Source organism: Pseudoalteromonas sp. Z1A2, assembly GCF_011378755.1.
Lineage (GTDB): Bacteria > Pseudomonadota > Gammaproteobacteria > Enterobacterales > Alteromonadaceae > Pseudoalteromonas > Pseudoalteromonas distincta.
Genome location: NZ_WTKX01000011.1, coordinates 93,960 through 119,059 on the forward strand (window position 1 = coordinate 93,960; position 25,100 = coordinate 119,059).

Sequence of the window (25,100 nt, forward strand, 5' to 3'; positions counted from 1 at the left end):
TTCAGCGGCTTTTGTATTTTTATAGCTCAATAAACCTAATAATTACTTACTTTTTAAAAAGCTATTAACCGATTCAAGTTCACGTGTTTTAAGCGCGATACAATCGTTTGTGCTTTCTTCAAGCTTACTTAATGTACGAGCGTAACCAGCTACATCAGCTACTTTTTCGTTAAAGAAGGTTTTTGTTGTCGCTAAGCTTTCTGCATCACAGCTTGCAGTTGTAAAGTACGGCAAGTTAGGAATAAAGAAAGGCGGTAAGCTTGCTGTTACTTTATCGTAGTTACTGTAAACCCAATCAATAAATAACGCTTGGCGCTCATCTGTGTAACTTTGACCTGACAAAATAGTACGCATGTCAGATGCCGTTACTTCATCCGTTAAGCTATAAGCTAATACTGCTTTTTGTAACTCAGGTTTACCAAAAAAGCCCATAGCTGCAAGCATGTTTGTGCGTACTTGCGGATCTTTAGTCGTTTTAAACGTTGTCATGAATTGATCAAGCAGCGCTTTGTCACCATGAAAAGCAGCAAGAGTTAAGTACGTACCCGCTAAGTATGGGTCTACTTTTTGTGGATCATTTAAATAAACCTGCGTTTGTTCTTTGGCTTTATTGATGACGTTTTGATCTTCACCATCAAAACCTAAGCGTGATACAACGGCTGCACGAAGTTGTGCAATAGCACCATCTTCACCCGCTTTTGCTTCTAAACCATATTTTTTAGCAGCAGGCGTTACTGCACCGCGAATAAATTCAGGCCATAGGTCTTTATTGCTATCGTCTTTAAAAGTGCGCTGTTGCGACACTAAGTAACCTAGTGCGGTATTTGCTACGCGAGGGTGGCTATCGCTTACGAACACTTCAAGTGTTTGCATTAACTTAGCAGCAGATATAACACCAGCATCAAGTAGCGCATCAGTAGCCGATAGTAACGCTAAGCGTTCACGGTCACTCAGTACGCTTGGCGCCTTTTTAACAAGCGCGCTAAATTGTGCATCATCCATTACCCAGCGATAGTAGCCTAATGCACCTTGGTCAGGATAAATCCACTCTGGTTCAAAGTCTAAATCTAGTGTTTGGCTTTGTTTATTAAGTAATACGTTTGCTGTTTTTACTTTATCGCCAGAACCATATTTAATTGCAACAGGTACATTCCATAGCTGCTCTGGCGCATCAACGCCTGCGTTTACAAAGCGGCTTTGTGAAATAGTTACTTTGCTACCTTGTTGAGTTACTTTAACTAGTGGGAAAGAAGATTGCTCAATAAACGATTTTAAAACACTCGCTACGTCTTTATTTGATGCTTTACCAAGTGCTTCCCATAAGTCGGCCGCTTCTGCATTTTTATATGAAAACTCTTTTAAATAACTTTGAATACCTTTTTGAAATGCATCTTCGCCAATCCAGTTTTCAACCATAGCAAGTACTGAGCTGCCTTTACTGTAAGCAAGACCTAAACCGTCCATAATGTCGGCTTCGGTTTTAATTGGCTTACGAATAGGCTTGGTGCTTAGGCGTGCATCAAGTGCCATTACGTTGTTTTGTGGCAGGTCTAAGTGCGATTCAAACTCAGGGTTAAGCTGCTTAGTAATTTTTGCAGCCATCCAGCTAGCAAACGCTTCGTTTAACCATAAGTCGTTCCACCATTTCATGGTTACTAAATTACCGTACCATTGGTGAGCAAGTTCATGAGCAATAATTGATACATTACGCTGTTTTTTACTGCGTGTTGCTGCAGCTAAATCAACTAATAAAATATCTTCTCGGTAGGTTACTAAGCCTGAGTTTTCCATTGCGCCAAATGGAAACTCTGGTACCGCTACTGAGTCTAATTTTTTGTAAACGTAAGGAATACCAAAATACGCTTCAAGTGCGCCCAGTACTTTTGGCATGTTTTCTTTTGCGTATTGGGCTAAGTGAATTTTACCTTGAGGGGTAATTACACGACCAGGAATTGGCATGCCTTTAATATCTAATTCTTCAAATGGGCCAACAGCCATCGCGACTAAGTATGAAGGAATTGGCGGCGTTTTATCAAAAAAGTGTGTGGTCATATCGCCATCAACCGTTGTTTTTAGTTCTGGCGTATTTGAATATACTTTTTGTGATGTAGGTGCAGTAATCGTTAACTGAAATGGAATTTTGTAACTTGGCTCATCAAAAACAGGAAATGCACGGCGTGCATCACTCATTTCAAATTGAGTAAATAAATAAGGTGTGCCTTGGTCTAACGTTTTGTATAAACCAACGCTTTGACGATTATATGGCGCTGAAAAATCAACTTTAAGGGTGTATTTACCTGGTTGGATTTGCTCATCACAGCTAAATTTAACTTTACCTGTTTTAAGCATTTCGTTGTTTAAGTCACAGTTTTCGTCGCCAAGCAGTTGCGCCATTTTAACAGCGTAAGCTACGCCATTTAATTCAATGTATTTTGTTGGTTTTAGTACTTCTAGGGAAATCTCAGTTATCCCTGTGAATGTATCTTGGCTCGGATCGAGTGTTAACGATACCTGTTGAGAACTTGGTTTTGCGAGTTTTTCAATAACGAATTCGTTAGCGTTTGCAGCACCCATTGCCAAAGCAACGCTCACTGTTAAGAGGCTTTTAAGAAACATAGTGATCCCTAGATTGTTGTTGTTAGAAACTACCCTAAATAGGCTTTTTTATGCTCATATTATTAGGGGGTTAGATATCCTAACAGTTTTTTTTAATAGAGTAATTGATTATAACGGTGACTTTAAGGGAAAATAGTAACAAAGTTTGTCAGTGGCTTTCGCGTGTTATAAAACGCTGCCAATGCAGGTGTGAGTTAATAATACGTATTTTTTGGATCACGTTATTTAATAAAAGCACGTCCTTAAATTCATTATGTGGGTATTCGTTAAATCCCATGAGGTAATTAAAGGCGTCTTTAGAGTTGGCTTGCAGAGCATGTATACGCACTTGTTGTTCAAAGTTAAGACGAAGGCTGCTTACGGCTGTTTTCATACCGAGTTGATCAACGTTTGGTATATCACACTTTTGTAAATAGCCGGCTCGCTCACCTTCACCTGAAAACCAAATACGGACTTTTTCACTGTATCTGCCAGTTTTAGCGGGTAAGTCGAACATTAATCGTTGTTGATTTTGTGATTTTATGAATGCTAAATATTCATTAAACCCGGCATCTATAAGTGCCTGATGCACTGGAACTAAGCGAGGTTTTATCTTACCGTGAGTATGAAAATTAAAACATAAGACATCTTTTTCAAGGGACAGATCATCAAGCGTTAGATAGCCAATTTCATCGCTATATGCACCACTGTAGTATGCAATTAGAGGAAGCCAAAAATGCCAGTGTTTTGGTTGCTCACGTGCAACTTTAAAATCACCGTATATATATCCATTATAAAGAGTGTGCAGTTCCATGGCTGAAAAGGGCCGGCGACCAAGATGGGTTTTCAACGTAATACCTTGAAAATAATGATGTGTTTTATTTTATACCCAACTAGCAGTAGATGCTAGTCGGGTTTTATTCGTTCTTAAAATAAAGCGTATAAAGTATTACTCACTTAAAGCGCGAGCTAAACCAGTAGGTTCAATCTCTGTACATACTTGGTCATCATTCCAGTTAATGCCAACAAGTGCGTTATCTTCATTTAAATCTTCAACCCATGCATCTAAAAATTCATCAAGATTTATTTCTACAGGGCTGTAGTCTTTCCACTCTTCTTTACATTGCGCTTTAGCTGCTTCTTCACTTTCCCAAAGCAGTAGTACGTCAGTTTCGTCAAATTGGTTAGAATCGCACACTACAAAGCCATTATCTTCTGCACCAAGTGCCCAAATTACTTCGCTAACACGTACTTTTTCTACAAAGTTAACTAGTTGTGATTCAATTTCGATATCGCTCATGTGTTTACCTTTTTAAATTAGTGACGAGGATTAGTATCTATTGCTGCTTGACGCTTGCCATATTGCTTATGAAAAGCAACAAGCTCTGAATACTGACTAAAGTCAGTTAATTCACGAAAGCAAATCCAATCAAGCAGGCAGTATAAACTGATGTTGAGGTATTCACAGCTTTTAAATTCTTCATCGCTTAAATGGGTATTTAAAAAGCTTAATGTTTGTTCAATTCGTTCGTTTTGCAAATTAAAAAAGAGTTTATCGCTTTTGATGTCAAATCCAGAGCGTTCACATAGCAGCATTTCTACTAGCGAATCGTTACAGGCATTTATAGTCGTAAGTAAGTGCTCTTGCGGCCACGTTAGTTTTGGTTGTCCTGTTTTTTCAAGTAAATAGCGCAATATAGAATTAGAGTCACTAAGTGTTAAGTCGCCATCTACCAGAATGGGAATCTTTTGAGCTGGATTTTTACTGGCCATAGTAGGGCGATCTTGCTCAGAAAATATATCAAGACTCACAAGCTCTAGTTTACAGTTGTTTTGTTGTGCCCAAATTCTAATTCGGCGCACGTAAGGTGAAGGTACAGAACCAATTAATTGCATAATTACTCCATAAAAAAGCCGCATAAGCGGCTTTTATAAAACGTTACTTACGATACAGTTAAATTTATTCTGAACGGCTAGTAACTTCAAGTAAATGATAACCAAATTGAGTTTGCACAGGGCCTTGTACTTGGTTAATTGGAGCTGAAAACACAACTTTATCAAACTCTGGAACCATCATACCAGGACCAAACTCACCAAGAGCACCGCCATCTTGACCTGATGGGCAGTTTGAATGCGCTTTGGCTAATTCAGCAAAGTCTTCGCCTTGCTCAATTTTTGTTTTTAAGTCTAAGCATTGTGCTTCACTGTCTACAAGTATATGTCGTGCGCTTGCTACTGTCATAAAATCTCCCGAGTATAGTGTGGTGTTTTTTTAACCGAATTAAAATGTCATTCTAGTTAGTTTCAACTAATTGTACCAGTATAAACTTATTTATCAGAAAGCACAGTTTCAATTGCAGCAATCATTTGTTCTGAATCAGGTGCTGCTTTGCTGTTAAACCGCAAAACCGTCTCACGATCAGCAGACACTAAATACTTATAAAAGTTCCAATTTGGAGAGCTAGTTTGCTCATTCAAATATTTAAAAATTGGGTTCGCTTTACTACCACGCACTTCGCTTGTAGCAAACATAGGGAAGGTTACACCATAATTTACAAAGCATACTTTTGCAGTTTCTTTTTCACTATCCTCTTCTTGAAAAAAATCATCAGAAGGGAACCCTAATACGACTAAGCCTTGTTCTTTGTATCGTTGATATAGCGCTTCAAGGCCTTTAAATTGGGGTGTAAAACCACAGTTGCTTGCCGTGTTTACTATTAATAAAGGCTTATTTTTAAATTGGCATAAATTAATAGATTCTTTTGAGCGCAGCTTTCGAATATCGACATTGGTAAAATCTTGACAGTCTTGGGTAGAGGTTTGGTTTATAGTTGATGATGTTTCAGCGTGGAGTGGGGCATTAATAAATAAAGCCATTAATCCTATTATAATTTTTTTTAGCATTACATTACTTAAACTTTTCAATTGTTTGATTGGATAATCATACGCTAATATGAAACAAATTGATCAACCTTTGAATGACCTATGACAACCCGTTTAGCAACTATTGATGATCTTAGTGAAATTGTAGCCATTTATAACGAAACCATTGCAGGGCGAATGGTAACTGCAGATACGCAAGAAGTGAGCGTTGACGAAAAGCGTGACTGGTTTAATAGCCACAACGATAAAAGGCCTATTTACGTTTACTGCGAAAATAACCAAGTACTTGCTTGGGTAAGTTATAAATCGTTTTATGGGCGCCCAGCTTACGACGGCACAGTAGAAATGAGCATTTACATTACCAGTAAAGCGCAAGGTAAAGGGCTTGGTAAAAAGCTAATGATATTTGCTCAAACACAAGCTAAGCAATTAAATATTAAAGTATTACTCGGCTTTATTTTTAGTCATAACTTACCGAGTGTTAAATTGTTTAAGCATTTTGATTTTGCAATATGGGGTGAGTTGCCAAGCGTTGCCATAATGGATGATAAGGCGTATAGCCTTACTATTTTTGGAAAACATCTGGAATAAATTATTTTTCATAATGCTGTAATATTTTTTTACAAAATAAGACGAAGGGTTTATGCCAATTAAATAAAAATAGACTACGCTGTTGGGATATTAAGTTTATTAATTTAAAGTGTGGCTTGATGATTCGAAAAATATTAATTATTGATAGTAGTAGTGTCATCGCGATGCGTGTGAAAGTGCTTTTAGAATTAATAGGGTGTGAGGTCGAATTAATTCATTTCAGCATGCTAGACATGTATACCAATATAGGCGATTACGACTTAGTTGTTGTTGCCCATGGTGTGCCTGTTGATTCTATAAAACCGCTTGTAAGCGAAGTAGCGCAAGAGCGCTTTATGCTGCTTGCGCCAAAAGCACAAAGCGGTGAACAACTAACTGCGTTTAGCGAGCTAAATCATATTGCGCCTGACGCAACCGTGGTCTACCCATTTTTTTCTAATAAAGAAATTACTTCTCTTTTAGAGAGCCTATTAGAATTAGGCTCTAACCATATTTTGCAATTACCTACTATTTTACTTGTCGATCATGTTCCTGAACGTCTCGAAAAAATGAAAAATAGCTTAATCGGTGCTCATATCGAGACTCATACTGCAACAACCTCCGCAGAAGCTTTAGAAATTAGTAAAGAAAAGCAAATAGATATACTGATAAGCGATTTTATTTTAGATGACGGAACAGGTTTAGGAATTTTTTCAAATTTAAAAGTAACCCAACCACATTGCCGTTGCTTATTATTTACCTCACGTCCCGATCAAGTTTCAATGATTGAAGCAATTCGTCAAGGCGTAGAAGATGTACTTATTAAACCTTTAAACGATAGCTCACTATTACAATCAATACATAAATTATGGCAAACAGAGTTATTAAAACGTCATAACGCAGAGCTTGTAGAAAGGCTACAAGATACGGTTGATGCCCTAATTGAAAAAGACAGCCTACTTCAGGTTATTTATAAACATACGCCCGATGCAATTATGTTATTTGAAAAGTGCGGTAGAGTGATAGAAGCTAATGATGCTTGCTTGAGACTATTTAACTTACCGTTTAATGAACTCGAAGGTAAATCAGTATTTGATTTTTTAGATGATGATTCAATTTTAGGTATTAAAGATAAGATTTCGACATTAAATAGTAATCGACAATTTAGCTGCGATTTACGTTTATCTAAAACAGCAGGAGGTTATATACCCTTAGTTGGCTCTTTTAATGAGATAGATCACCATGGCGAAATAGCACTTGCGGTCATATTTAAAAATGTAACCCATCTTAAGCAAAAAGAGGATTTATTACTTGAAGCAAAAGATGTTCTTGAAGAGCAAGTAAGAGCACGTACTTCACAACTCGAGCATGCTAAAAATGTGGCTGAGGCTGCAAACTTAAGTAAATCAGAATTTTTAGCAAACATGTCGCATGAACTTAGAACACCTATGCACTCTATTTTAAGCTTTTCTCGTTTTGGTTTAAGTAAATTAGAAGCTGGAGATTTTGCAAAAGAAAAACTCATTAAGTATTTATCGCGAATAGAGAGTAGTGGTGAGCGTTTACTGTCGTTACTAAATAATTTACTCGACCTATCTAAGCTAGATGTAGGTAAGTTTCCATTTAACCCTCGTCCCTATAATTTAGCTAATATTATTAAAACAAGTATTGATGATGTGTCTGGTACTGCAATGGAAAAAGAAATTGAGATTATATTTACCGCACAGCCATTACCTGTAATTGCACAATGTGATGAAGAGCAAATAAACCAGTTACTTCGAAACGTACTAGGTAACGCACTTAAATTTAGCGAACCTAAAAGTAAAATACGGGTAAATTTAGAGTCAGATAATAAGCTTGCTACTATAGAAGTTACCGATAATGGGGTCGGTATACCAGAAGATGAGTTGGAGCATATTTTTACTAAGTTTGTGCAAAGCAGTAAAACAAATAGTGGTGCTGGTGGCACAGGGTTAGGCCTTGCATTGTGTAGAGAGTTTGTATCTTTACACCAAGGTGAAATCACTGCACGTAACAACGAAAATGGTGGTGCAACTATATCTATACAAGTGCCATTAGAAATAAACTTAGACGAGCATTTAGCTGAAGAACAGTTAATACAACACACTAATTAATTGTTTTTTGGCATACCAAGTAACTTTTTAAAGAGTTTGAATGGATGATAAATTATGGCCTTAACTAAAATACTTGCCGTTGATGACGAACCCTTTAACCTAGAAATTATAGAGGAAATTTTAGAGGAGCTTGATTTTGAATTACAAGTAGCAACAAGTGGTCCTGAGTGTTTAAACATGGTTGAAGGTTATATGCCTCAGGTTATATTACTCGACGTAAGTATGCCGCAAATGAACGGCTATGAAGTATGTAAAGCACTTAAAGCAAATCCAAATACCGCACACATTATTGTTATGTTTGTGTCTGCTCGCGGTACTGTTGAAGAACGCATGGAAGGCTATTCTGTTGGCGCAGAAGATTATATTGTAAAACCTTTTGGCCATGACGAACTTAAATCTAAGCTTAAAAATTTAAATCAAGTACTCGTTGAAAAGCAAAGCCTAGAAAAGCAAGTTGAAGATGCAACATCAACTGCATTTAATGCAATGGCCAATAGCAGTGAAATGGGGCAAATAGTTAACTACGTTGAAAACATAGGCTTTATTAACGATCCTCAAGAGCTAGGTAAAGCGCTTGTAGATTGCCTTCAGTCTTTTGATTTACAAAGCAATGTAGAATTTAGAGAAAATAATGAAATTAGCCACTTTGCGCTAAACGGCGTGTGTTCACCTATTGTGGTGGAGCTATTTGAAATGCTGAAAAACAAAGGGCGCTTACATGAGTTTTCGCACCGAATTTTAGTTAACTATGAATTGATTAGCTTACTCATTTTAAATATGCCCGATCATGACCCTGATAAGCATGGTCGTATACGCGACCACGTATGTTTTATTGTCAGTGTTACCGAGCAGCAGCTACGCGCCATCATGACCAAGAAAATGCTTGAATCACAACGAGCGAAACTTAATGCCGTAGCAAGTACTGTTCATAGTAAGTTTCATAGCTTAATTAGCTTGTTGAATGAAAACCGTCAAAACAACGAAAAAGTGTTTAAACAGTTACAAGAAGAGCTCGAAGAACGTATCCCATCAATGGGACTGGATGAAGATCAGGAGGTGTTTATTTATAAAAAAGTAGATGAAACTATCCAAAACTCAGTAGCAAGAGAAGAGTCTGTTAAACAAGTCAAAGCAGCCTTTACAGAGATAGAACAAGATCTATCGTTACTTTTGAAAAACTAGTTACTTCGCAATATAAAAGTTTACTTAAGCGGTGCTATGCATCCCTTGGTAAGCCTTTTTCTACAATTCTAATTAACCTAGCTGTTTTACGAATTTGTAATCGTTGTTTATCGTTTTGCTGAGCAAGTGCCCATTCAATATGCTCTAAAACAAGTTCGCTGCATATTTGGCTTTTATCTTGTAGGGCATTAATAATAGCGGGGCTGAATTCTGCATTACCTAAACCAACTGCTAAATTACGTAACCAACGTTCGTGACCAATGCGACGAATAGGGCTGCCTTCGGTGTTTTTTAAAAATGTAGGCTCATCCCAAGCAAACAGCTCAAGTAAATCTTTATCTTTTAATTGAGTGCGAGGATGAAAGTCATTTTCGTCAGTTATTTGTCCATAACGATTCCAAGGACATACCAACTGGCAATCATCACAACCATAAACACGATTGCCTAATAAAGTTCGGTACTGCTCTGGTATTGGCCCTTGGTGTTCTATGGTTAAATACGATATACATTTACGTGCATCAACAACGTAGGGCTCTACAATTGCACCTGTTGGGCAAAGAGTAATACAAGCAACGCATTTACCGCAGCCTTCAAAGGTGTTTTCTGCATCAATTGGTAGAGGTAAATCAATAAATAGCTCGCCTAAAAAAAACCACGACCCAGCTTCTTGGTTAATTAATAACGAATGCTTACCACGCCACCCTAAGCCGGCTTTTTCGGCAAGTTGACGCTCAAGTACAGGGGCTGAATCTACAAAGGGTCTAAAGCCATACTCGCCAATTTCTTGCTCTATTTTTTGGCCGAGTTTTTTTAAACGATTACGCATTAATTTATGGTAATCACGACCTAATGCATAGCGGCTTATATATGCTTTTTCTTTATTTTTTAAGGTTTTTGCAAAGCCAGCATCGGGAGGCAGATAATTCATTTTTACGGATATAACACGTTGTGTACCAGGCACTAATTCAGCAGGGCGGGCGCGTTTCATACCGTGGGCAGCCATATAATCCATCGAGCCGTGGTAGCCTGCATCAAGCCAACGTTGCAATTGGGCTTCGTGCTTAGATAAGTCAATATCAGTAATGCCCACTTCGCTAAAGCCAAGCTCTTGCCCCCAGGTTTTTATTTGCAGGGCTAATTTTTCATAGTCTGGGGTAGGGTTGCTCACACGCTTTACACACTTAAATTAATAGCTGCGTAATTTACCATATTTATCTGAGCCCGAAAACGCTTCTTAGTGCACAAAGCGCTTTAACTGTTGTTGGGTTTGTAAGCTAAGCTGTTGAGATTGCTCGCTATCGGCTAATGCCGTATCTATTTGTTGTTTAGCTTGCTCCCCTAAAGCTACGATTTGCTCTACCGATTGGTGAGTCGTACTTTGGGTGCCCTCAAGCAAATGTACAGCACTGGCTATTTGTTGCAGCTGCTGCTGGTTGTGCTCAAACTCACTAAGCATTTTAGTAAAGCCATCACAGGTTGCACTAATTGAGCTTTGTGCGTTATTAGAGTGAGTCATTAATTGCTCTGACTCTTTATTTGTCTCGTTTACCAAATCATTCATCTGACTTATAAAGTCGCTAATCTGCCTAGTTGCGCCACTTACCTTTATTGAAAGCGTGCGTACTTCGTCTGCAACTACGGCAAATCCTCTGCCAGCTTCACCCGCTCTAGCTGCTTCTATTGCGGCGTTGAGGGCTAACAAATTAGTTTGATCAGAAAACTCTTCAACCATTTTTAAAATACTACGAATGTTTTCACTGTTCTCTTTTAGTCCCGCAATTGTATTTGAAAAGCTACCTAGCATATTAGTAATAAGTTTTACCTGCTCTACTAAAGCAGCGAGTTCTGACGCAGATAGTTTTACAAAGTTAAGGTGTTCATTATTAACGTTATGTACGCTATCTGTATTATTTACTATGCCTTGTAAGCTTTGGGTTATTTGCATACTGGCATTAATAATACTGTGGCTTAACTGTATTTGTTGCTCACTTGATTGCTCAGTATTTTTCATTGATTCAGTGACTTGTGTATTGCTGTGTGCACTCGCTTGAGCACTGTTATATGTTGTGCTGAGTAACTCACTTAAATGGGCAGTAAATATATTGTATTGTGAACTTAAATCTTTAAATTCGTCATACGAAAAGTGGGGAAGTTTTGCTGCTAAATTTGCATCTTGTTGGTTTATTTCTATCAAAGTATCGCGCATAGCAGTAACAGGGCGAACAATTAAAAAACGCATATAAAAAAGAGTAAAAATAAAACCAGATATAATCACAAGCGTAAGCAGCCAAAATAGCCCTGTACTTTGCTGTTGTTCGCTTAAACTCTGATGCAGCCAAAATAACGTAATTGCTTGGAACAATAATACAAAACTTAAATTACCGACTATTTTACGGGTTAACGTAAAAAAGAATGTTTGCTCTATATAGTTATAAATTTTCATGAAACCACTCATTATGCTCAAGCCCTACGATTGTTATTTAAGTGAGGGGAATGTAAGTTAGCCTTTTTGTAACGACAACAAGTAAGCTTTGGTTCGCGCTGGGTAATTTGTAAAAATTCCGTCTATGCCATACTCAAGCATTAGCGCTATATCTTCTTTCCTATCGACTGTATAAGCATAAATCTTTAGGCCTCTTTTTTTTGCATCCTCTGCAAAGGCCTTATTTATAAAGGTTTTATCTGCATGTACGCTATAAGCGTTTAAATCACTAGCAAACTTTGCATAGTTAATTGGAATAGAAGAAGTAAGGGCGCCTATTTTAAGCCATGGTAGCTTGTTTTTAAGCCACTGTAGTTGATGATGATCAAACGATGATACTAAAATATTGGTTCTCGATATTTTTTTAGCTTCAATGTTTTGTTCTAATTGAGCCACAAACCTTTCTAGTGCAAACGTGTGTTTAAGCTCAATATTTAATAAAGATTTATTGTTATTCCAATCAAACAGCTGCTGAAGAGTAGGAATTTTTTCACCATTTCCAGCATCAAGCTTAGAGAGCTCATGAGCGGTAAAGTTACTCACCCTGCCTTTACCGCTGGTGGTTCTATCAAGCCATGAATCGTGTATTACCATGTAATCATCGAAGGAACTTTGAATATCTACTTCAATACCATCAACACCTACTTTTAACGCTTCTAAAATAGCGCTTTTGGTGTTTTCAGGAAAATCCCCACTGGCACCACGGTGTGCAAATACTTTCATTGTCGAGCCTTTTTAGTGATTGACCACGTTTCAAAACAAGCGGCACTCACTATGAGTGCTCCACCAACTAACGTCATAACAGTAGGACGTTCATGAATAATTACTATAGCCAGTATGGTGCCATAAAGTGGCTGCAAGCAAGAAATTAACCCCGCAGTTGCCGCTGATAAATGCTTTAAACTTGCTGCAAATAACGAGTGCGGTGTAGCTGTAAATATAACACCCGCTACAGCAATTAAAATCAGGTCATGATTACTAACCTCATACACTGGTACTTCTATAAATGCACACAACATAATGCTTGCCACTAAGGTTTGATAAAACATCGTTTGCGGCCCGCCATATTGGCTAAAGTAGCGCTTATGAGTAATGTTTCTTATTGAAAAAAACAATGCTGATATCACACCTGTTATTACACCTAGGGTTACATCATCGCCCAAGTTTGCACTTGGTACTAATAAGTAAATACCTAAAACAACCACCGCTGCACTTATTATATCTTTTGCTTTTGGCCTGCTTTTATTAAATAAGGGTTCTAAAAACACCGTCATTACGGGGTAGCTAAAAAATGCCAGCATTCCAATAGTTATACCGGCCATTTGCATACCAGCAAAATAGGTAACCCAGTGAATACCCACCGCAACACCTAAAAATAACGCAATAAGATAGTCTTTAGGTTTGTTGAGTTTAATTTGTTTTTTTTGAAAATAAAGCATGGCTAAAATAGCCATTCCTGCAATTGCAGTTCTGTAAACGGTAATATCTAAAGCATTTAAACCAATAAGTTTGGCAAATAGAGCGGTCCCGCCAAAAAGTAATACCGCTATGTGTAAATAAATTAAACTTTGTTGCTGAGGCTGCATTTAGTTTCCTTGTTGTACTTTTTGAATATATTAACATTGCTTAAAAATTCTTAAGATGAATTTTTTACCGCATGACAAAAGTCATTAAAGTTGATGACACTTCACACTCTTATTATTTTTGTACGCGGGCATAGTTACCTTACTCAACAGGAGGTAATTATGAATTCTTTAATTTTAATCAGCTTAACTATTAATGAAGTGCTAGAGGCGTTAAGTTTTACTATTACGTACGCAGATTGCTTTATGCTGGTATGCATTTTTATGTTATTTATATTTATTAATAAAAATAGTGCTATAAGTAAAAATAATATGCCTGAGGTATTAGTATGAGCTCGTTAAGCAGCTTTTCTCAACAAAGCGATAAAGGTTTTTGGAAATATGGACATTTAATTTTTACCGGCTTTTATTTACTCCCGCTAATAATTAATTTTTCGAGCTTTACCGTTAACCAAATTGTTATGTCTTTAGCCTTCTATGTTGCTTTTATTCTTTTGTATATAAAAGCAATAAACTGTAAAAGTGCAGGGGTGACTAAGTTATTTGTAGCCATGCTTTTAATTTGTTTTTGCGCTACTTTTTACACCACAGGTACGCCTACTTTATTTGGTTTCGTAGCCTACATAGCAGGCTACTCTTACAGCTACCGTCAAAGAATTTATGCTGCGATCGCAATTATATTCACGGTTTTATTAAGCACATATATTGGAGATATAGGTAAGGTTCAATACTTTTTAGGCGTTGCTTTGATTCTTTGCGCCACATTATTTAGTTACGGTATTGCAGCAAAAAGAGAAAGCTTATACAAAAAGCGCGAACAAGAAAGCGCTAACCAACTAGAGCAATTAGCAGCTATTGCAGAGCGAGAACGAATAGCTCGCGACTTGCATGATATTTTAGGCCACTCATTGTCATCTATTGCTCTAAAGGCTGAGCTTGCTAATAAATTAAACCAAGGAGAGCGATACGCTCAAGCAAATAGCGAAATTGCACAAGTGGCCGATTTGGCAAGGCAGTTGCTTAGCGATGTAAGAAGCGCCGTAAGTGATTTAAAACAGCTTAATCTTGTCAGCCAAGTAGCACAGTTAAAGCAAAGGTTAATAGAGCAAGGATTTAACGTTTCATTTAATGTGGTTTTAAATGCTCTGCCCGCTAAAGTAGAGGGTATAGCAGGCCTTATAATTAAAGAGGCAGTTACTAACTTATTACGCCATAGCAACACAAAAAATTGCGAAATAAATATAGAACAAACAGCGCAGCAGTTACTTATAACCGTAATTGACCATGGTCCGTGCAGTACATTGAATTCGGGCAATGGCCTAAATGGTATTAAAGAGCGAGCAGAGCAACTAAATGGCAGTGCAGCATTTACCTGTGGCGATAATTTTACTTTAAAAGTAGTGCTGCCAATTACAGCTAAGGATTTATAATGATCAGAGTATATTTAGTGGAAGATCAGGCGCTTGTACGCGACGCAGTAGCAGCATTGTTAGGGCTTGATTTTAATATTGAGATTATTGGGCAAGCAAGTAACGGGCAAGATGCACTTAATGCAATTGAGGCACTTGATAGTGATTTACATCCCGATATAATTTTAACCGATATAGAAATGCCAACCATGAATGGTATAGAGCTTAGCGAAAAAATAGCCGCTAAATTTCCTGCTATAAAAATGGTTATTATGACTACATTTTCTCGTGCGGGTTATATTAGGCGAGCGCTTACGACTGGCGTAAAAGGTTTTATTTTAAAAGAAGCACCAAGTGAAGAGTTAATAAATGCGCTTAAAAAAGTAATGCAGGGACAAAAGGTAATTGACCCAGAGCTTGCTATTAATGCATTAGACGACGCAGATCCACTTACGGATAAAGAACGAAAAGCCCTTAAACTTGCAAGCGATGGCCTTAAAACAAGCGACATAGCCAAGCAGCTATTTATTAGCGAAGGGACTACGCGTAACTACCTATCGGATGCCATTTCAAAATTAAACGCTACTAACCGCATAGATGCTGCGCGTATAGCTAAACAAAAAGGGTGGCTTTAATTAGTGGGTTTATAAATTATAAGCAAAGTATTACTATGATATGTAAAAGTAACGAACAGCGCTTAAAATTAGCTTAAAACGCGCTAAAAGAGGTTTTAATGGCAAATTTAATAGAACTAACAACTAAAAATAATATCGCTATACTCACCATGAATACCGCTGAAAACCGCCACAACCCAGCGTTTTTGGCTGAGTTTAATTTACACCTAGACCACATTGAAGCAGAACAAAATATTAAGTCAGTTATTTTAACGTCTTCAAGTGATAAAAACTGGTCATTGGGTATCGACCTTCAATGGATGTCTAATCCAAGTATTTTACCTGCAGCAATTTCAGACTTTATGATTCAAATAAGTGACTTATTTAAACGCATAGTTACTTTTCCTATGCCTATTATTGCTGCGTTAAACGGGCATACCTATGGTAATGGTTCTGTACTTGCGTGTGCGTGCGACTTTAGATTTATGAAATCAGACAAAGGCTTTTTTTGTTTTCCTGAAGTGGATGTAGTGGTGCCGTTTGTTCCGTCGATGTTTCCTATAATTAATAAGGCTATTTCGCAAACTTTCTTTAATCGTCTAGCTATGTCAGGAGAGCGGGTTGGTGCACAGCAGTTGCTAGAGAACAAAGTAGTTGAAGCTGTGTTTGCAAATAACGACGAACTACAAGCGGGTGCACTTGAGTTTGCCCAGCAATTTAATAAAAATCGTTGGATTTACGCTCAAAATAAAACACAAATGAATAAGCAGATTTTACTTACGATGAAAGAAGAAGATCCAAGCTTTATTGATAATATAAGTAAACTGCTGTGGAAAAACCTACAAAAAAAATAGTATAGATTTTAGCATTGCTACGAGATGACTAAACACTTTGCAGTTAAGGGGTCGTTAAGCCCCATTGCGCTAGATTTTTAAACTATACAGCAAGGTAAACAGCAAGGTAAAAGTGCTTTCTTAAAAGTTTAATAGCTTTTACCTGTCTCATTATAACTATATGGGTTAAAATACCTACATAACCAACTAACAAGATAGTGAATGTCAAACCAAGATCCAAATCTCAGTCGAGAACAAGAAAAGTACGAAAACCCAGTCCCTAGTCGTGAGTTTATACTTACTCACCTTCAAGAGCGTTCAAAGCCTGCTAACTACGCGCAATTATGTGAAGAACTAGCAGTAAACGATGACGAACGCCAAATAGCATTTAAACGCCGCCTTCGCGCTATGGAGCGTGACGGACAGCTGTATTTCAATAAATTTAAATGCTACGCCCTAATTGACGAAGCCGGTTTAACCAAAGGCAAAGTAATAGGCCACAGAGACGGTTTCGGCTTTTTAGAAGTTGAAGGCGAGAGTAAAGATTGGTTTATTGCTAAGCACCAAATGAATATGGTGTTACATGGCGACATTGTACTAGCTAAAGGCACTAAACGTGGTTCTGGCTCAAAATGCGATGCACGTATTATAAAAGTGCTTACTAACGAGCGCGCGCCAATTGTTGGCCGTTACTTTGTTGAGCACGGTGTTGCTGTTGTAGTCGCTGAAGACCCGCGCATAACGCAAGATATAATGATTTTACCAGGCAACGAAAACGGTGCCCGCCATAACCAAATGGTGCAGGTTAAAATTACGCAAAACCCAAGCCGTAACATGAACGCGGTAGGTAAAGTTATAGATGTACTTGGTGAGCATTTAGCCCCAGGTATGGAAATTGAAGTTGCACTGCGCAATCACGATATTCCACATGTATGGCCAGAAGAAGTTGAAGCACAAGTTGCTCATCTAGGTGAATTTGTTGAAGAAGCTGACAAACAAGGTCGTGTAGATTTACGTGATTTACCACTTATAACTATTGATGGCGAAGATGCACGCGACTTTGATGACGCCGTATATTGTGAACCTAAAAAATCAGGTGGCTGGCGCTTATGGGTTGCTATTGCCGATGTATCGCATTACGTAGGAATGAACACGCCGCTTAACAAAGAAGCAATTTTGCGTGGTAACTCAGTGTATTTTCCTGAGCAAGTAATTCCGATGCTACCAAAAGTGCTTTCTAACGGATTATGTTCGCTTAATCCAAAAGTAGATCGCTTATGTATGGTTGCCGAAATGACCGTGTCGAGCGCGGGTAAACTTTCGGGTTATAAGTTTTACGAAGCGATAATGAACTCGCATGCACGTTTAACTTACACCAAAGTAAATGCCATTTTACAAAACGACGAAAAACTACGCGAAGAATACTCAGCCGTTGTGCCACATTTAACTGATTTACAGCAAATGTACATGGCACTTAAAGCAGCACGCCAAGACCGTGGTGCCATAGAGTTTGAAACCCTAGAAACACGTTTTGTATTTAACGCTCAGCGTAAAATAGAATCAATAGTGCCTGTTATTCGTAACGACGCGCACAAACTCATTGAAGAATGTATGATTTTAGCCAACGTATCAGCGGCTAAAATTCTTGAAAAGCATGAAGCAAGCGCGCTTTATCGCGTGCATGACGAACCAGATCAAGAAAAACTAGGTAACTTTACTAAGTTTTTAGGCGAGTTAGGTATTGAAAGTACATTAAGCGACGAGCCAACACCAAAAGAAATAACGCAAGTATTAGCGCGACTAGGTGACCGCCCAGAAGCTGAACTTATTCAAACTATGTTACTGCGTTCAATGAAACAAGCTGTATATCAGCCAGATAACATTGGTCACTTTGGTTTAGCGTTATCGGCTTACGCGCATTTTACATCGCCAATACGTCGTTACCCAGATTTAGTAGTGCATCGTGCTATTAAAGCCGTAATAAAAGCACAAGGTCAGCAAACGTCTGGCGAATACGCTTATACCGACGATGAAGTTGATCAACTTGGTGAGCAGTGTTCTACAACAGAGCGCCGCGCCGATGATGCAACTCGCGAAGTAGCTGATTGGCTTAAATGTGAGTTTATGCAAGACCATGTAGGTGAAGAGTTTGATGGTGTTATTTCATCGGTCACTAACTTTGGTTTGTTTATTCGTTTAGATGATTTACAAATTGATGGGCTTATACACGTTACTAATTTAGGCGACGAGTTTTTTGCGCATGATGCTGCAAAACACACCCTAATAGGTGAGCACTCTCACAAAGTTTATCGCCTTGGCGATAAAGTAACAGTTAAAGTTGCGTCGGTTAGTTTAGACGATCGCCGTATAAACTTAACGCTTAAAGGCGATGTTGCACAAGACAGATACTCACGTCGTCGTGCACCAAAAAAAGGTTCAGGTAAGTCTGAGCATGCGCCAGCAAGTGTGCGTTCGCAATTAAAAGCAGGCAAAGTACCAGGTAAAAAGTCGCACAGCGATGACAAACCAAAAGGTAAAAAAAAGCCAGCAAATAAAGATAAAGGCAAGCCTGCAAATAAGTCTGCAACAAAACCTGCAGATAAAAAAGCAGCAGACACTGCCGTAAAGAAAAAACCAAAGAAGAAGGCCGTTAAAAAGCCTAAAAGAGCAGGCAAAAATGCCCGCAAACGTACTAGCCCAGGAGCAGACAATACGTGAGTAATGAATTAATTTTTGGCTTTCATTCTGTTGAAGCAATTTTAGAAAGCGAACCAGAGCGCTTTGTAGAAATTTACGCCCTTAAAGGCCGTGACGACAAACGCTCAACTCCGATTATTGATGAAGCACGTAAATTTGGTATTTCAGTACAGTTTATGCAGCGTAAAGCCCTTGATAGCAAATCAAAAGGTGAGCAGCATCAAGGTATTATTGCTAACGTAAAAGCAGCGCCAACGTTTAATGAAAAAGATCTTGATGCGATAATCGCTCGTGAAGACACACCGTTTTTACTTGTGCTTGATGGTATTACCGATCCGCATAACTTAGGCGCATGCCTACGTAGTGCAGACGCGGCAGGTGTTCACGCTGTGATTGTACCTAAAGATAAGTCGGCTAAGCTTAACGGTACCGCACGTAAAGTGGCCTGTGGCGCAGCCGAAACAGTACCGCTTATTCAAGTGACTAACCTTGCACGTACGCTTCGCGAAATTAAAGATGCAGGCGTATGGGTTGTAGGCACCGCTGGCGAAACTGATAACCATGTATTTGACGCAAGCTTAACGGGGCCAATGGCTATTGTTATGGGCGCAGAAGGCGAGGGCATGCGACGCTTAACGCGTGAGCATTGCGATATGCTCGTTAAAATCCCAATGGCGGGTACTGTTTCAAGCTTAAACGTATCGGTAGCCACGGGTATTTGTTTGTTTGAAGTATTACGCCAACGTAACGCAAATAACTAATATATAAAACGATAAGTTTTATGTATTAAAAAGCCGAGATTGAAATTCAATCTCGGCTTTTTTGTGCCTGTAATTTCCGCTTTAACTTTGCACCAATTGTACTGAATTGATGCTCTATTATAGCGATAGGAAAATAACTCTATAGCAAGGCAAAAATAACGAAATATAGTTGTTCTTATATGAGTTATTTTTAACGCAGCTAGAGAGCTATTTAACTCGTTAGAATGAGTATGTGTAGCCCATCTGTACCGTACGCGGCTTACCTGGCTGAATGCCACCGTTTGAACGGTTAGCAACGTATGTTTTATCAAACAAGTTATCAACGCTTAGGTATACTTTTTGATTTTCATCGATTAAGTATTTAGAAGCTAAATCCCATACTACGCGGCTATCAATTGCGTTTAAGCCCGCCTCAGTTAAGTTAGCATGCGCATCAGATACGTAACGTATTTGGCTGTTAACTACAAACGCAGAAAACTCAGCACCTAATGATAACGCTACTTGGTTTTCTGGTACGTAAGGCATTGCATCGCCTTTTTCTACCGCGCCCCAAATTTCTGAATCAAAATCGTTTTTAAACTCAGAGTCTGTGTAGGTGTACGTTAATTTAACTGGGAACATAGCTGTATCAGTTGCAAACGTACGTGCTGCACTAAATTCAAAGCCTGCTACTTCTACTTCACCGTAGTTGTATTGGTCGCCAATGTTGTCGTCGCTACAACCAACCGCTGCAGTACAGTTACCGTGCATGTTGTCGTAATCTGAGTAAAAAGCAATTACTTCACCGCTAAAGCCATCCATATTAAAGCGAGAGCCAAACTCAATGTTTACACTTTCTTCTTCTTCTTGGTCTGCATTACCAGGTGCTGCTGGTGCATAACCTTTTTGAATGCCCGCAAGTAGCGTTACGTTTTCGTTAAGCGTGTATGTAGCACCTAGTGACGGCACTAAAATTTCAGTGTCGTTCGACACATCTTTAGTTAAACCGTTGCTGCGTGTTGGATCTGATTTAGACCACTCTTCACGCGTAATCGTAATGTCTTCATAACGAAGACCTGCACTTACTACTAATGCATCAATTGTCCACTCGTCTTGAATAAACAAGGTGCTTGCTTCTGCACTATCTACGCGGTTGCTATCAGAGCCCGGAACGCCTTGCTTTGTAAGCGTTAAGCTTAGGTCTTGATTAAGTGTGTATTTGTCTTCCCACTGAAAACGATCCATTTCGTCTTCGTGGTAACGTACGCCAACAGTCACATAGTGATCGCCTGCAGGAATATGTAATTCAGACTGAATACCTTTAGCTTGGTAGTCGCGGTTATTAGCTTTAACGCCAATACCTTCAATACCTTCGCTTGTAGGGTTTGCTTCAAAATCGCTGTACTGCTCAAGAGTACTTAAGCCTACGCTGCTGGCTTTATACCAGTTACGATGAAAATCGTTTAAGTAAGCCGTAGCTAAAAACTCATAGCCATCACCAAAACGGTACGCGTAGTTAAGTTGGTATGCGTTGTGGCGCGTATTCATTTCATCGTTTTGCGATGCAGCATAACGACGGTAAGGACTTTCTTGATAGTCTTCGTCAGTTAAGCCCATGTATGTTTCGTCTGATGTTTCGTCAGAGTACTTAATTTTTAGCTCAAGATTATGCGCATCGTTTTGACCAAACGTATGGCCAAACTTTAATAGTAAATCTGTTTTTTCAAAGCCGGTGTTGTCATTGCCTACTGGCAACTCTTTAAAGCCGTCTGCGCCGTAAGTAAATACTTCAATTAAACCCGCTGTGTTATTTTTTTCTTTACCAAAGTAAGCGTGGCCTTTGTAGTAACCGTCGCTACCAAGGGCTGCATCTACCATACCTTTTGAGCTATTTGGCTCAGTTGGTAAGCTGCGCGAAAGTAAGTTTAAAACACCACCTGTAGTACGCGGGCCGTACTTAACTGAGGCTGCGCCTTTTAATACTTCAATAGATTCCATACGACCCATAGTAGGGAAGTAGTATGCAGAAGGTGCTGAATATGGTGCTGGTGCAACTAAGACACCGTCTTCCATTACTGATATTTTATCGTTACGGCCAGTACCTGTACCGCGCATACCAATGTTAGGACGAAGGCCATAACCGTCTTCTTCTTGCACGTAAACGCCCGGAACAGACGCTAAAACGCGAGAAATATCGGTAAACTGGAATTTTTGCAGATCTTCTTCAGAAATAAATGTAGCCGAACCAGGAATATCGTTAATTGCCTGCTGAGAGCCAATAACAGTAATTTGTTCAAAGCGTTGTTCTTTATTGCTGGTGTCTTTTGCTATTGCAGTAGCACTAAAAGACAAAGCAACCGCAGTTGCTAAAGTAGATACTAAAAACTTAGGGTTCATTGTGTTCCTAATCATGTCAATTATCTTAATTGGCGCAATTTGAACACGTTAACGAATACGAATCAATGTTATTAACTATTTAATTATTCAGTTTAATAGAACTAAAAACACCTGCTTATGCAACTTAATTAACTAAATTGTTTCTTTTGTATTGTTTTGTAATTGTTTTACTAACTATAAAGGCTGAACGAATTATATGTGCTACGTAAGCGCTAGCCCAAACGTAGAGCTATAAATTCAGCGAGTTTATCTACCGCATTTTCCGACTCACCCGAACTTTTAACCAAGCTAATACCAATATTACCAAGAGCTGGTAAATGCTTGGTTTGAACCTGATAGTTAAGCTCACTCGGTACTGTACTTTTGGCAAGTACCGTAATACCTAAGCCTTCTTTTAATGCAGCAATAAGGCCGGTTAAATCGGCGTTGCTATAAACTATTCGGTATTTAATGCCTGCACTTTTTAATGCATCAGTAGCACGGCGACGATAAATACATCCCTCTGGTGCGGTAACTAGGGTAACCACCTCATTATGCGCAAGTGACAGGTCGCCCACCCACACTAGTTCGTCTTGCATAAAAATAGGAAACTTATCAGAGTTGAGTCGCTCATTTAGCGCAAGTACTAAATCAAACTGATCTTGGCGAGAAGCCGAAAGCAAATGCTTACTTAAACGCGACTTAACCTCTAACGACACCTCAGGGTAGAGCGCCACAAAGTCGCCAATAATTGAGGGTAAAATACGCGCTGCAAATTCGCTCGGAATACCCAAGCGCACTTTACCTGCAATGTTTTCTGAGGTGAACTGCTGCAAAATAGCATCGTTGTGTTGCATCATTTGTTTTGCCATAGGCAATAATAGCTCGCCGTACTGGTTTAATACTTGGCGCTGCCCTTGTTTTTTAAATAGTTTATAGCCGAGCACGTCTTCTAAGCGCTTGATTTGCAAACTTACAGCAGGTTGCGACAGGCCAAGTAAATCGCCTGCTTTAGCAAAGCCACCTATTTCAACTACCATTACAAAAGTACGTAAACCGTCTGTTGATATGTTTTTCATATTTAAAATTACAATTTATATAGCCATATATATAAGTATTATTTATCAGTTGATAAATAATTACAATTTGTTGTTGATAGACGTGGGCAATATACTTTTGTAATCGAAAATACACAGGTGTTTGTTATGACTTTTAACCCAATAATGTTTGCCCGCCACAGCAACGCAAGTAGTGCGGTTACTAACGCTTTGCAAACTAACAACAATCACGTTGTAATGGATTTTAGCGGAACCGAAACCAGTGTATTTTTAAGCACTATTTTAGGCCTTGATTTAACTAAGCTTACCGCCAGCGGTTTAGGCTTAAAAGGCACGCTTGATGGCGACTATAATTCAGACTACAGTTTTGCTGTTTATTACTTTAGCGAAACCGCCTTTAGATTCGTACTACCACACAACGCAAGCCTTCAACTACAAGCGCTTATAAACGAGCAGCAATTACGTTTTGATATTGATTATGTAGTACGCACCGACCTAGCAAGCTTTATTTTAAGTGGCGACAACGCATTTGATACCCTAGTAAATGCTTTTAAATTAACACCAGGTTTGCGCCTTTCTGACGCGCAACTTTGCTACGGTGCACAAAGCGGTGATGTATTTATTACCGCCATTGATAAAAACGACGAACAACACTTTGTATTAGTAGCTAAACAACAAGAATTACAAAAATGGCAAAGCTACATGCAAGCGCAAGGCTTTGCACTTATGCATAGTGAAGCCGCATAACGAATAAAAACAACAGGCGAGCATAACAATGTTTACCTGTTTTTATATCTATTTAAGCCACGCCCTAAACAGGGTTAATTTAAACGTGAAGGAATGTTATGACTTCTAAAACTGTACTACATGCTAAGCACCTAGAAGCGGGCGCAAAAATGGTTGATTTTCATGGCTGGGAAATGCCAATCAACTACGGCTCACAAATAGAAGAACACAATAGCGTACGTACCGACGCTGGTATGTTTGACGTATCACACATGACTATTGTTGATATTGAAGGGCCTCAAGCAAAAGCATTTTTACGTAAGCTAGTAGCTAACGACGTTGCAAAATTAACCGTACCAGGCAAAGCGCTTTACACAGGCATGCTTAACGAGCAAGGCGGTGTAATAGACGACTTAATTATTTATTTCTTTAGTGAAACGTTTTACCGCCTAGTTGTTAACTCAGCGACGCGCGAAAAAGACCTAGCGCATTTAGCTAACGTATCGAGCGACTTTGACGTAACTGTTACAGAGCGCCCAGAGTTTGCAATGATTGCAGTGCAAGGCCCTAACGCTAAAGCAAAAACAGCTACTCTTTTAAATGCTGAGCAACAAGCCGCTGTTGAAGGTATGAAGCCATTTTTTGGTGTTCAAGTAGGTGATTTATTTATTGCCACAACGGGTTATACTGGCGAAGACGGTTACGAAATAGTAGTACCGAACGACCAAGCAGCCGATTTATGGCAACAATTGCTAGACGCAGGTGTTAAACCTGCTGGTTTAGGTGCACGCGACACGCTACGTTTAGAAGCAGGTATGAACCTTTACGGCCTAGATATGGACGAAAGCGTATCACCACTTGCAGCTAACATGGCATGGACCATTGCATGGGAACCAGAAGATCGTGACTTTATTGGTCGTGACGTACTTGTTAAGCAACGCGCAGAAAAAAGCACAGACAAACTAGTTGGCTTAGTGTTTGAAGAAAAAGGCGTTTTGCGTAGCGGTTCTAAAGTAATTGTTGATGGTGGTGAAGGTATTATTACTTCTGGTACTTTTTCACCAACACTTGGTTTTAGTGTAGCCCTTGCACGTGTACCACGTTCAACAGGCGATACAGCTCAAGTAGAAATGCGTAAAAAATTAGTAAACGTTAAAGTAGTAAAGCCTAGCTTTGTACGTAACGGTAAATCAATAATTTAAATAATTTGGTTATAT

23 protein-coding genes are annotated in these 25,100 nt (G+C 38.9%); 11 read left to right on the forward strand and 12 right to left on the reverse strand.

Annotated features, from left to right (window positions below; genetic code table 11):
• Positions 1 to 42: 42 nt before the first annotated feature.
• From GQR47_RS09860 to GQR47_RS09885, 6 genes are all read right to left on the reverse strand, one after another.
• Complete coding sequence (locus GQR47_RS09860; RefSeq protein WP_165723757.1) at positions 43 to 2,616, reverse strand: M1 family metallopeptidase; 2,574 nt, start codon at positions 2,614 to 2,616, stop codon at positions 43 to 45.
• Between the two features lie 148 nt (positions 2,617 to 2,764).
• Complete coding sequence (locus GQR47_RS09865) at positions 2,765 to 3,445, reverse strand: hypothetical protein (RefSeq protein WP_002958006.1); 681 nt, start codon at positions 3,443 to 3,445, stop codon at positions 2,765 to 2,767.
• A 99-nt stretch (positions 3,446 to 3,544) separates the two neighbouring features.
• Positions 3,545 to 3,895, reverse strand: a complete 351-nt coding sequence (locus GQR47_RS09870) for a DUF2750 domain-containing protein (RefSeq protein ID WP_002958007.1) — start codon at positions 3,893 to 3,895, stop codon at positions 3,545 to 3,547.
• A 17-nt stretch (positions 3,896 to 3,912) separates the two neighbouring features.
• Positions 3,913 to 4,491, reverse strand: a complete 579-nt coding sequence (locus tag GQR47_RS09875) for a glutathione S-transferase family protein (RefSeq protein ID WP_024594638.1) — start codon at positions 4,489 to 4,491, stop codon at positions 3,913 to 3,915.
• A gap of 64 nt (positions 4,492 to 4,555) precedes the next feature.
• Positions 4,556 to 4,837 carry a peptidylprolyl isomerase gene (locus GQR47_RS09880; protein WP_002958009.1) on the reverse strand — a complete coding sequence of 94 codons (282 nt, stop codon included), beginning with the start codon at positions 4,835 to 4,837 and terminating at the stop codon, positions 4,556 to 4,558.
• An 86-nt stretch (positions 4,838 to 4,923) separates the two neighbouring features.
• A complete protein-coding gene (locus tag GQR47_RS09885) occupies positions 4,924 to 5,499 on the reverse strand; it encodes a glutathione peroxidase (RefSeq protein ID WP_002958010.1) in 576 nt (191 codons plus the stop codon).
• 81 nt (positions 5,500 to 5,580) lie between these two features.
• On the opposite strand from GQR47_RS09885, the gene GQR47_RS09890 reads away from it, so the two are divergent.
• The 3 genes from GQR47_RS09890 (at position 5,581) to GQR47_RS09900 (ending at position 9,365) form a co-directional block, all read left to right on the forward strand.
• Complete coding sequence (locus GQR47_RS09890) at positions 5,581 to 6,069, forward strand: GNAT family N-acetyltransferase (RefSeq protein WP_024594637.1); 489 nt, start codon at positions 5,581 to 5,583, stop codon at positions 6,067 to 6,069.
• 119 nt (positions 6,070 to 6,188) lie between these two features.
• The gene (locus tag GQR47_RS09895; RefSeq protein WP_024594636.1) at positions 6,189 to 8,183 is read left to right on the forward strand and encodes an ATP-binding protein; all 1,995 of its coding nucleotides are present in this window, start codon (positions 6,189 to 6,191) and stop codon (positions 8,181 to 8,183) included.
• A gap of 54 nt (positions 8,184 to 8,237) precedes the next feature.
• Positions 8,238 to 9,365 carry a response regulator gene (locus tag GQR47_RS09900; RefSeq protein ID WP_002958014.1) on the forward strand — a complete coding sequence of 376 codons (1,128 nt, stop codon included), beginning with the start codon at positions 8,238 to 8,240 and terminating at the stop codon, positions 9,363 to 9,365.
• A 34-nt stretch (positions 9,366 to 9,399) separates the two neighbouring features.
• On the opposite strand, the gene queG is transcribed toward GQR47_RS09900, so the two are convergent.
• From queG to GQR47_RS09920, 4 genes are all read right to left on the reverse strand, one after another.
• Positions 9,400 to 10,533, reverse strand: a complete 1,134-nt coding sequence (gene queG, locus GQR47_RS09905; RefSeq protein ID WP_024594635.1) for a tRNA epoxyqueuosine(34) reductase QueG — start codon at positions 10,531 to 10,533, stop codon at positions 9,400 to 9,402.
• Positions 10,534 to 10,599: 66 nt separating this feature from the next.
• Positions 10,600 to 11,820 (reverse strand): methyl-accepting chemotaxis protein, encoded by a 1,221-nt coding sequence (locus GQR47_RS09910; protein ID WP_024594634.1) that lies wholly within the window; start codon positions 11,818 to 11,820, stop codon positions 10,600 to 10,602.
• A gap of 45 nt (positions 11,821 to 11,865) precedes the next feature.
• Positions 11,866 to 12,570 carry a glycerophosphodiester phosphodiesterase family protein gene (locus GQR47_RS09915; RefSeq protein WP_024594633.1) on the reverse strand — a complete coding sequence of 235 codons (705 nt, stop codon included), beginning with the start codon at positions 12,568 to 12,570 and terminating at the stop codon, positions 11,866 to 11,868.
• On the reverse strand, positions 12,567 to 13,433 hold the full coding sequence (locus tag GQR47_RS09920; RefSeq protein ID WP_024594632.1) for a DMT family transporter: 867 nt from the start codon (positions 13,431 to 13,433) through the stop codon (positions 12,567 to 12,569). The genes GQR47_RS09915 and GQR47_RS09920 overlap by 4 nt, the downstream gene beginning before the upstream one ends.
• A 159-nt stretch (positions 13,434 to 13,592) precedes the next feature.
• Here GQR47_RS09920 and GQR47_RS09925 point away from each other — a divergent pair, with 159 nt between their 5' ends.
• The 6 genes from GQR47_RS09925 (at position 13,593) to rlmB (ending at position 19,744) form a co-directional block, all read left to right on the forward strand.
• The gene (locus tag GQR47_RS09925; protein WP_164487629.1) at positions 13,593 to 13,763 is read left to right on the forward strand and encodes a hypothetical protein; all 171 of its coding nucleotides are present in this window, start codon (positions 13,593 to 13,595) and stop codon (positions 13,761 to 13,763) included.
• Positions 13,760 to 14,860, forward strand: coding sequence for a sensor histidine kinase (locus GQR47_RS09930; RefSeq protein WP_024594631.1), 1,101 nt, complete (start codon positions 13,760 to 13,762; stop codon positions 14,858 to 14,860). Before GQR47_RS09925 ends, GQR47_RS09930 begins: the two co-directional genes overlap by 4 nt.
• Positions 14,860 to 15,474 carry a response regulator transcription factor gene (locus GQR47_RS09935; protein ID WP_024594630.1) on the forward strand — a complete coding sequence of 205 codons (615 nt, stop codon included), beginning with the start codon at positions 14,860 to 14,862 and terminating at the stop codon, positions 15,472 to 15,474. Before GQR47_RS09930 ends, GQR47_RS09935 begins: the two co-directional genes overlap by 1 nt.
• 98 nt (positions 15,475 to 15,572) lie before the next feature.
• Positions 15,573 to 16,307 carry an enoyl-CoA hydratase/isomerase family protein gene (locus tag GQR47_RS09940; protein ID WP_024594629.1) on the forward strand — a complete coding sequence of 245 codons (735 nt, stop codon included), beginning with the start codon at positions 15,573 to 15,575 and terminating at the stop codon, positions 16,305 to 16,307.
• 201 nt (positions 16,308 to 16,508) lie between these two features.
• Positions 16,509 to 19,004 (forward strand): ribonuclease R, encoded by a 2,496-nt coding sequence (rnr, locus tag GQR47_RS09945; protein ID WP_024594628.1) that lies wholly within the window; start codon positions 16,509 to 16,511, stop codon positions 19,002 to 19,004.
• Complete coding sequence (rlmB, locus tag GQR47_RS09950) at positions 19,001 to 19,744, forward strand: 23S rRNA (guanosine(2251)-2'-O)-methyltransferase RlmB (RefSeq protein ID WP_002958023.1); 744 nt, start codon at positions 19,001 to 19,003, stop codon at positions 19,742 to 19,744. Before rnr ends, rlmB begins: the two co-directional genes overlap by 4 nt.
• A 219-nt stretch (positions 19,745 to 19,963) precedes the next feature.
• Here rlmB and GQR47_RS09955 read toward each other — a convergent pair whose 3' ends face one another.
• Together GQR47_RS09955 and GQR47_RS09960 are read right to left on the reverse strand one after the other, a co-directional pair.
• Positions 19,964 to 22,120, reverse strand: coding sequence for a TonB-dependent receptor (locus tag GQR47_RS09955; protein WP_154903874.1), 2,157 nt, complete (start codon positions 22,118 to 22,120; stop codon positions 19,964 to 19,966).
• Between the two features lie 212 nt (positions 22,121 to 22,332).
• Positions 22,333 to 23,178 (reverse strand): LysR family transcriptional regulator, encoded by an 846-nt coding sequence (locus GQR47_RS09960; protein ID WP_002958025.1) that lies wholly within the window; start codon positions 23,176 to 23,178, stop codon positions 22,333 to 22,335.
• 126 nt (positions 23,179 to 23,304) lie between these two features.
• On the opposite strand from GQR47_RS09960, the gene GQR47_RS09965 reads away from it, so the two are divergent.
• Together GQR47_RS09965 and gcvT are read left to right on the forward strand one after the other, a co-directional pair.
• Complete coding sequence (locus GQR47_RS09965; protein ID WP_002958026.1) at positions 23,305 to 23,904, forward strand: hypothetical protein; 600 nt, start codon at positions 23,305 to 23,307, stop codon at positions 23,902 to 23,904.
• A gap of 98 nt (positions 23,905 to 24,002) precedes the next feature.
• Complete coding sequence (gcvT, locus tag GQR47_RS09970; protein WP_024590230.1) at positions 24,003 to 25,085, forward strand: glycine cleavage system aminomethyltransferase GcvT; 1,083 nt, start codon at positions 24,003 to 24,005, stop codon at positions 25,083 to 25,085.
• Positions 25,086 to 25,100: the final 15 nt, after the last annotated feature.

What these genes read in the sequence shown, in the direction of transcription:
- GQR47_RS09860 (WP_165723757.1), bottom strand. Translation starts at nt 2,616, where the DNA reads ATGTTTCTTAAAAGCCTCTTAACAGTGAGCGTTGCTTTGGCAATGGGT.
- GQR47_RS09870 (WP_002958007.1), bottom strand. Translation starts at nt 3,895, where the DNA reads ATGAGCGATATCGAAATTGAATCACAACTAGTTAACTTTGTAGAAAAA.
- GQR47_RS09875 (WP_024594638.1), bottom strand. Translation starts at nt 4,491, where the DNA reads ATGCAATTAATTGGTTCTGTACCTTCACCTTACGTGCGCCGAATTAGA.
- GQR47_RS09880 (WP_002958009.1), bottom strand. Translation starts at nt 4,837, where the DNA reads ATGACAGTAGCAAGCGCACGACATATACTTGTAGACAGTGAAGCACAA.
- GQR47_RS09885 (WP_002958010.1), bottom strand. Translation starts at nt 5,499, where the DNA reads ATGCTAAAAAAAATTATAATAGGATTAATGGCTTTATTTATTAATGCC.
- GQR47_RS09890 (WP_024594637.1), top strand. Translation starts at nt 5,581, where the DNA reads ATGACAACCCGTTTAGCAACTATTGATGATCTTAGTGAAATTGTAGCC.
- GQR47_RS09895 (WP_024594636.1), top strand. Translation starts at nt 6,189, where the DNA reads ATGATTCGAAAAATATTAATTATTGATAGTAGTAGTGTCATCGCGATG.
- GQR47_RS09900 (WP_002958014.1), top strand. Translation starts at nt 8,238, where the DNA reads ATGGCCTTAACTAAAATACTTGCCGTTGATGACGAACCCTTTAACCTA.
- GQR47_RS09910 (WP_024594634.1), bottom strand. Translation starts at nt 11,820, where the DNA reads ATGAGTGGTTTCATGAAAATTTATAACTATATAGAGCAAACATTCTTT.
- GQR47_RS09915 (WP_024594633.1), bottom strand. Translation starts at nt 12,570, where the DNA reads ATGAAAGTATTTGCACACCGTGGTGCCAGTGGGGATTTTCCTGAAAAC.
- GQR47_RS09920 (WP_024594632.1), bottom strand. Translation starts at nt 13,433, where the DNA reads ATGCAGCCTCAGCAACAAAGTTTAATTTATTTACACATAGCGGTATTA.
- GQR47_RS09925 (WP_164487629.1), top strand. Translation starts at nt 13,593, where the DNA reads ATGAATTCTTTAATTTTAATCAGCTTAACTATTAATGAAGTGCTAGAG.
- GQR47_RS09930 (WP_024594631.1), top strand. Translation starts at nt 13,760, where the DNA reads ATGAGCTCGTTAAGCAGCTTTTCTCAACAAAGCGATAAAGGTTTTTGG.
- GQR47_RS09935 (WP_024594630.1), top strand. Translation starts at nt 14,860, where the DNA reads ATGATCAGAGTATATTTAGTGGAAGATCAGGCGCTTGTACGCGACGCA.
- GQR47_RS09940 (WP_024594629.1), top strand. Translation starts at nt 15,573, where the DNA reads ATGGCAAATTTAATAGAACTAACAACTAAAAATAATATCGCTATACTC.
- rnr (WP_024594628.1), top strand. Translation starts at nt 16,509, where the DNA reads ATGTCAAACCAAGATCCAAATCTCAGTCGAGAACAAGAAAAGTACGAA.
- GQR47_RS09955 (WP_154903874.1), bottom strand. Translation starts at nt 22,120, where the DNA reads ATGAACCCTAAGTTTTTAGTATCTACTTTAGCAACTGCGGTTGCTTTG.
- GQR47_RS09960 (WP_002958025.1), bottom strand. Translation starts at nt 23,178, where the DNA reads ATGAAAAACATATCAACAGACGGTTTACGTACTTTTGTAATGGTAGTT.
- GQR47_RS09965 (WP_002958026.1), top strand. Translation starts at nt 23,305, where the DNA reads ATGACTTTTAACCCAATAATGTTTGCCCGCCACAGCAACGCAAGTAGT.
- gcvT (WP_024590230.1), top strand. Translation starts at nt 24,003, where the DNA reads ATGACTTCTAAAACTGTACTACATGCTAAGCACCTAGAAGCGGGCGCA.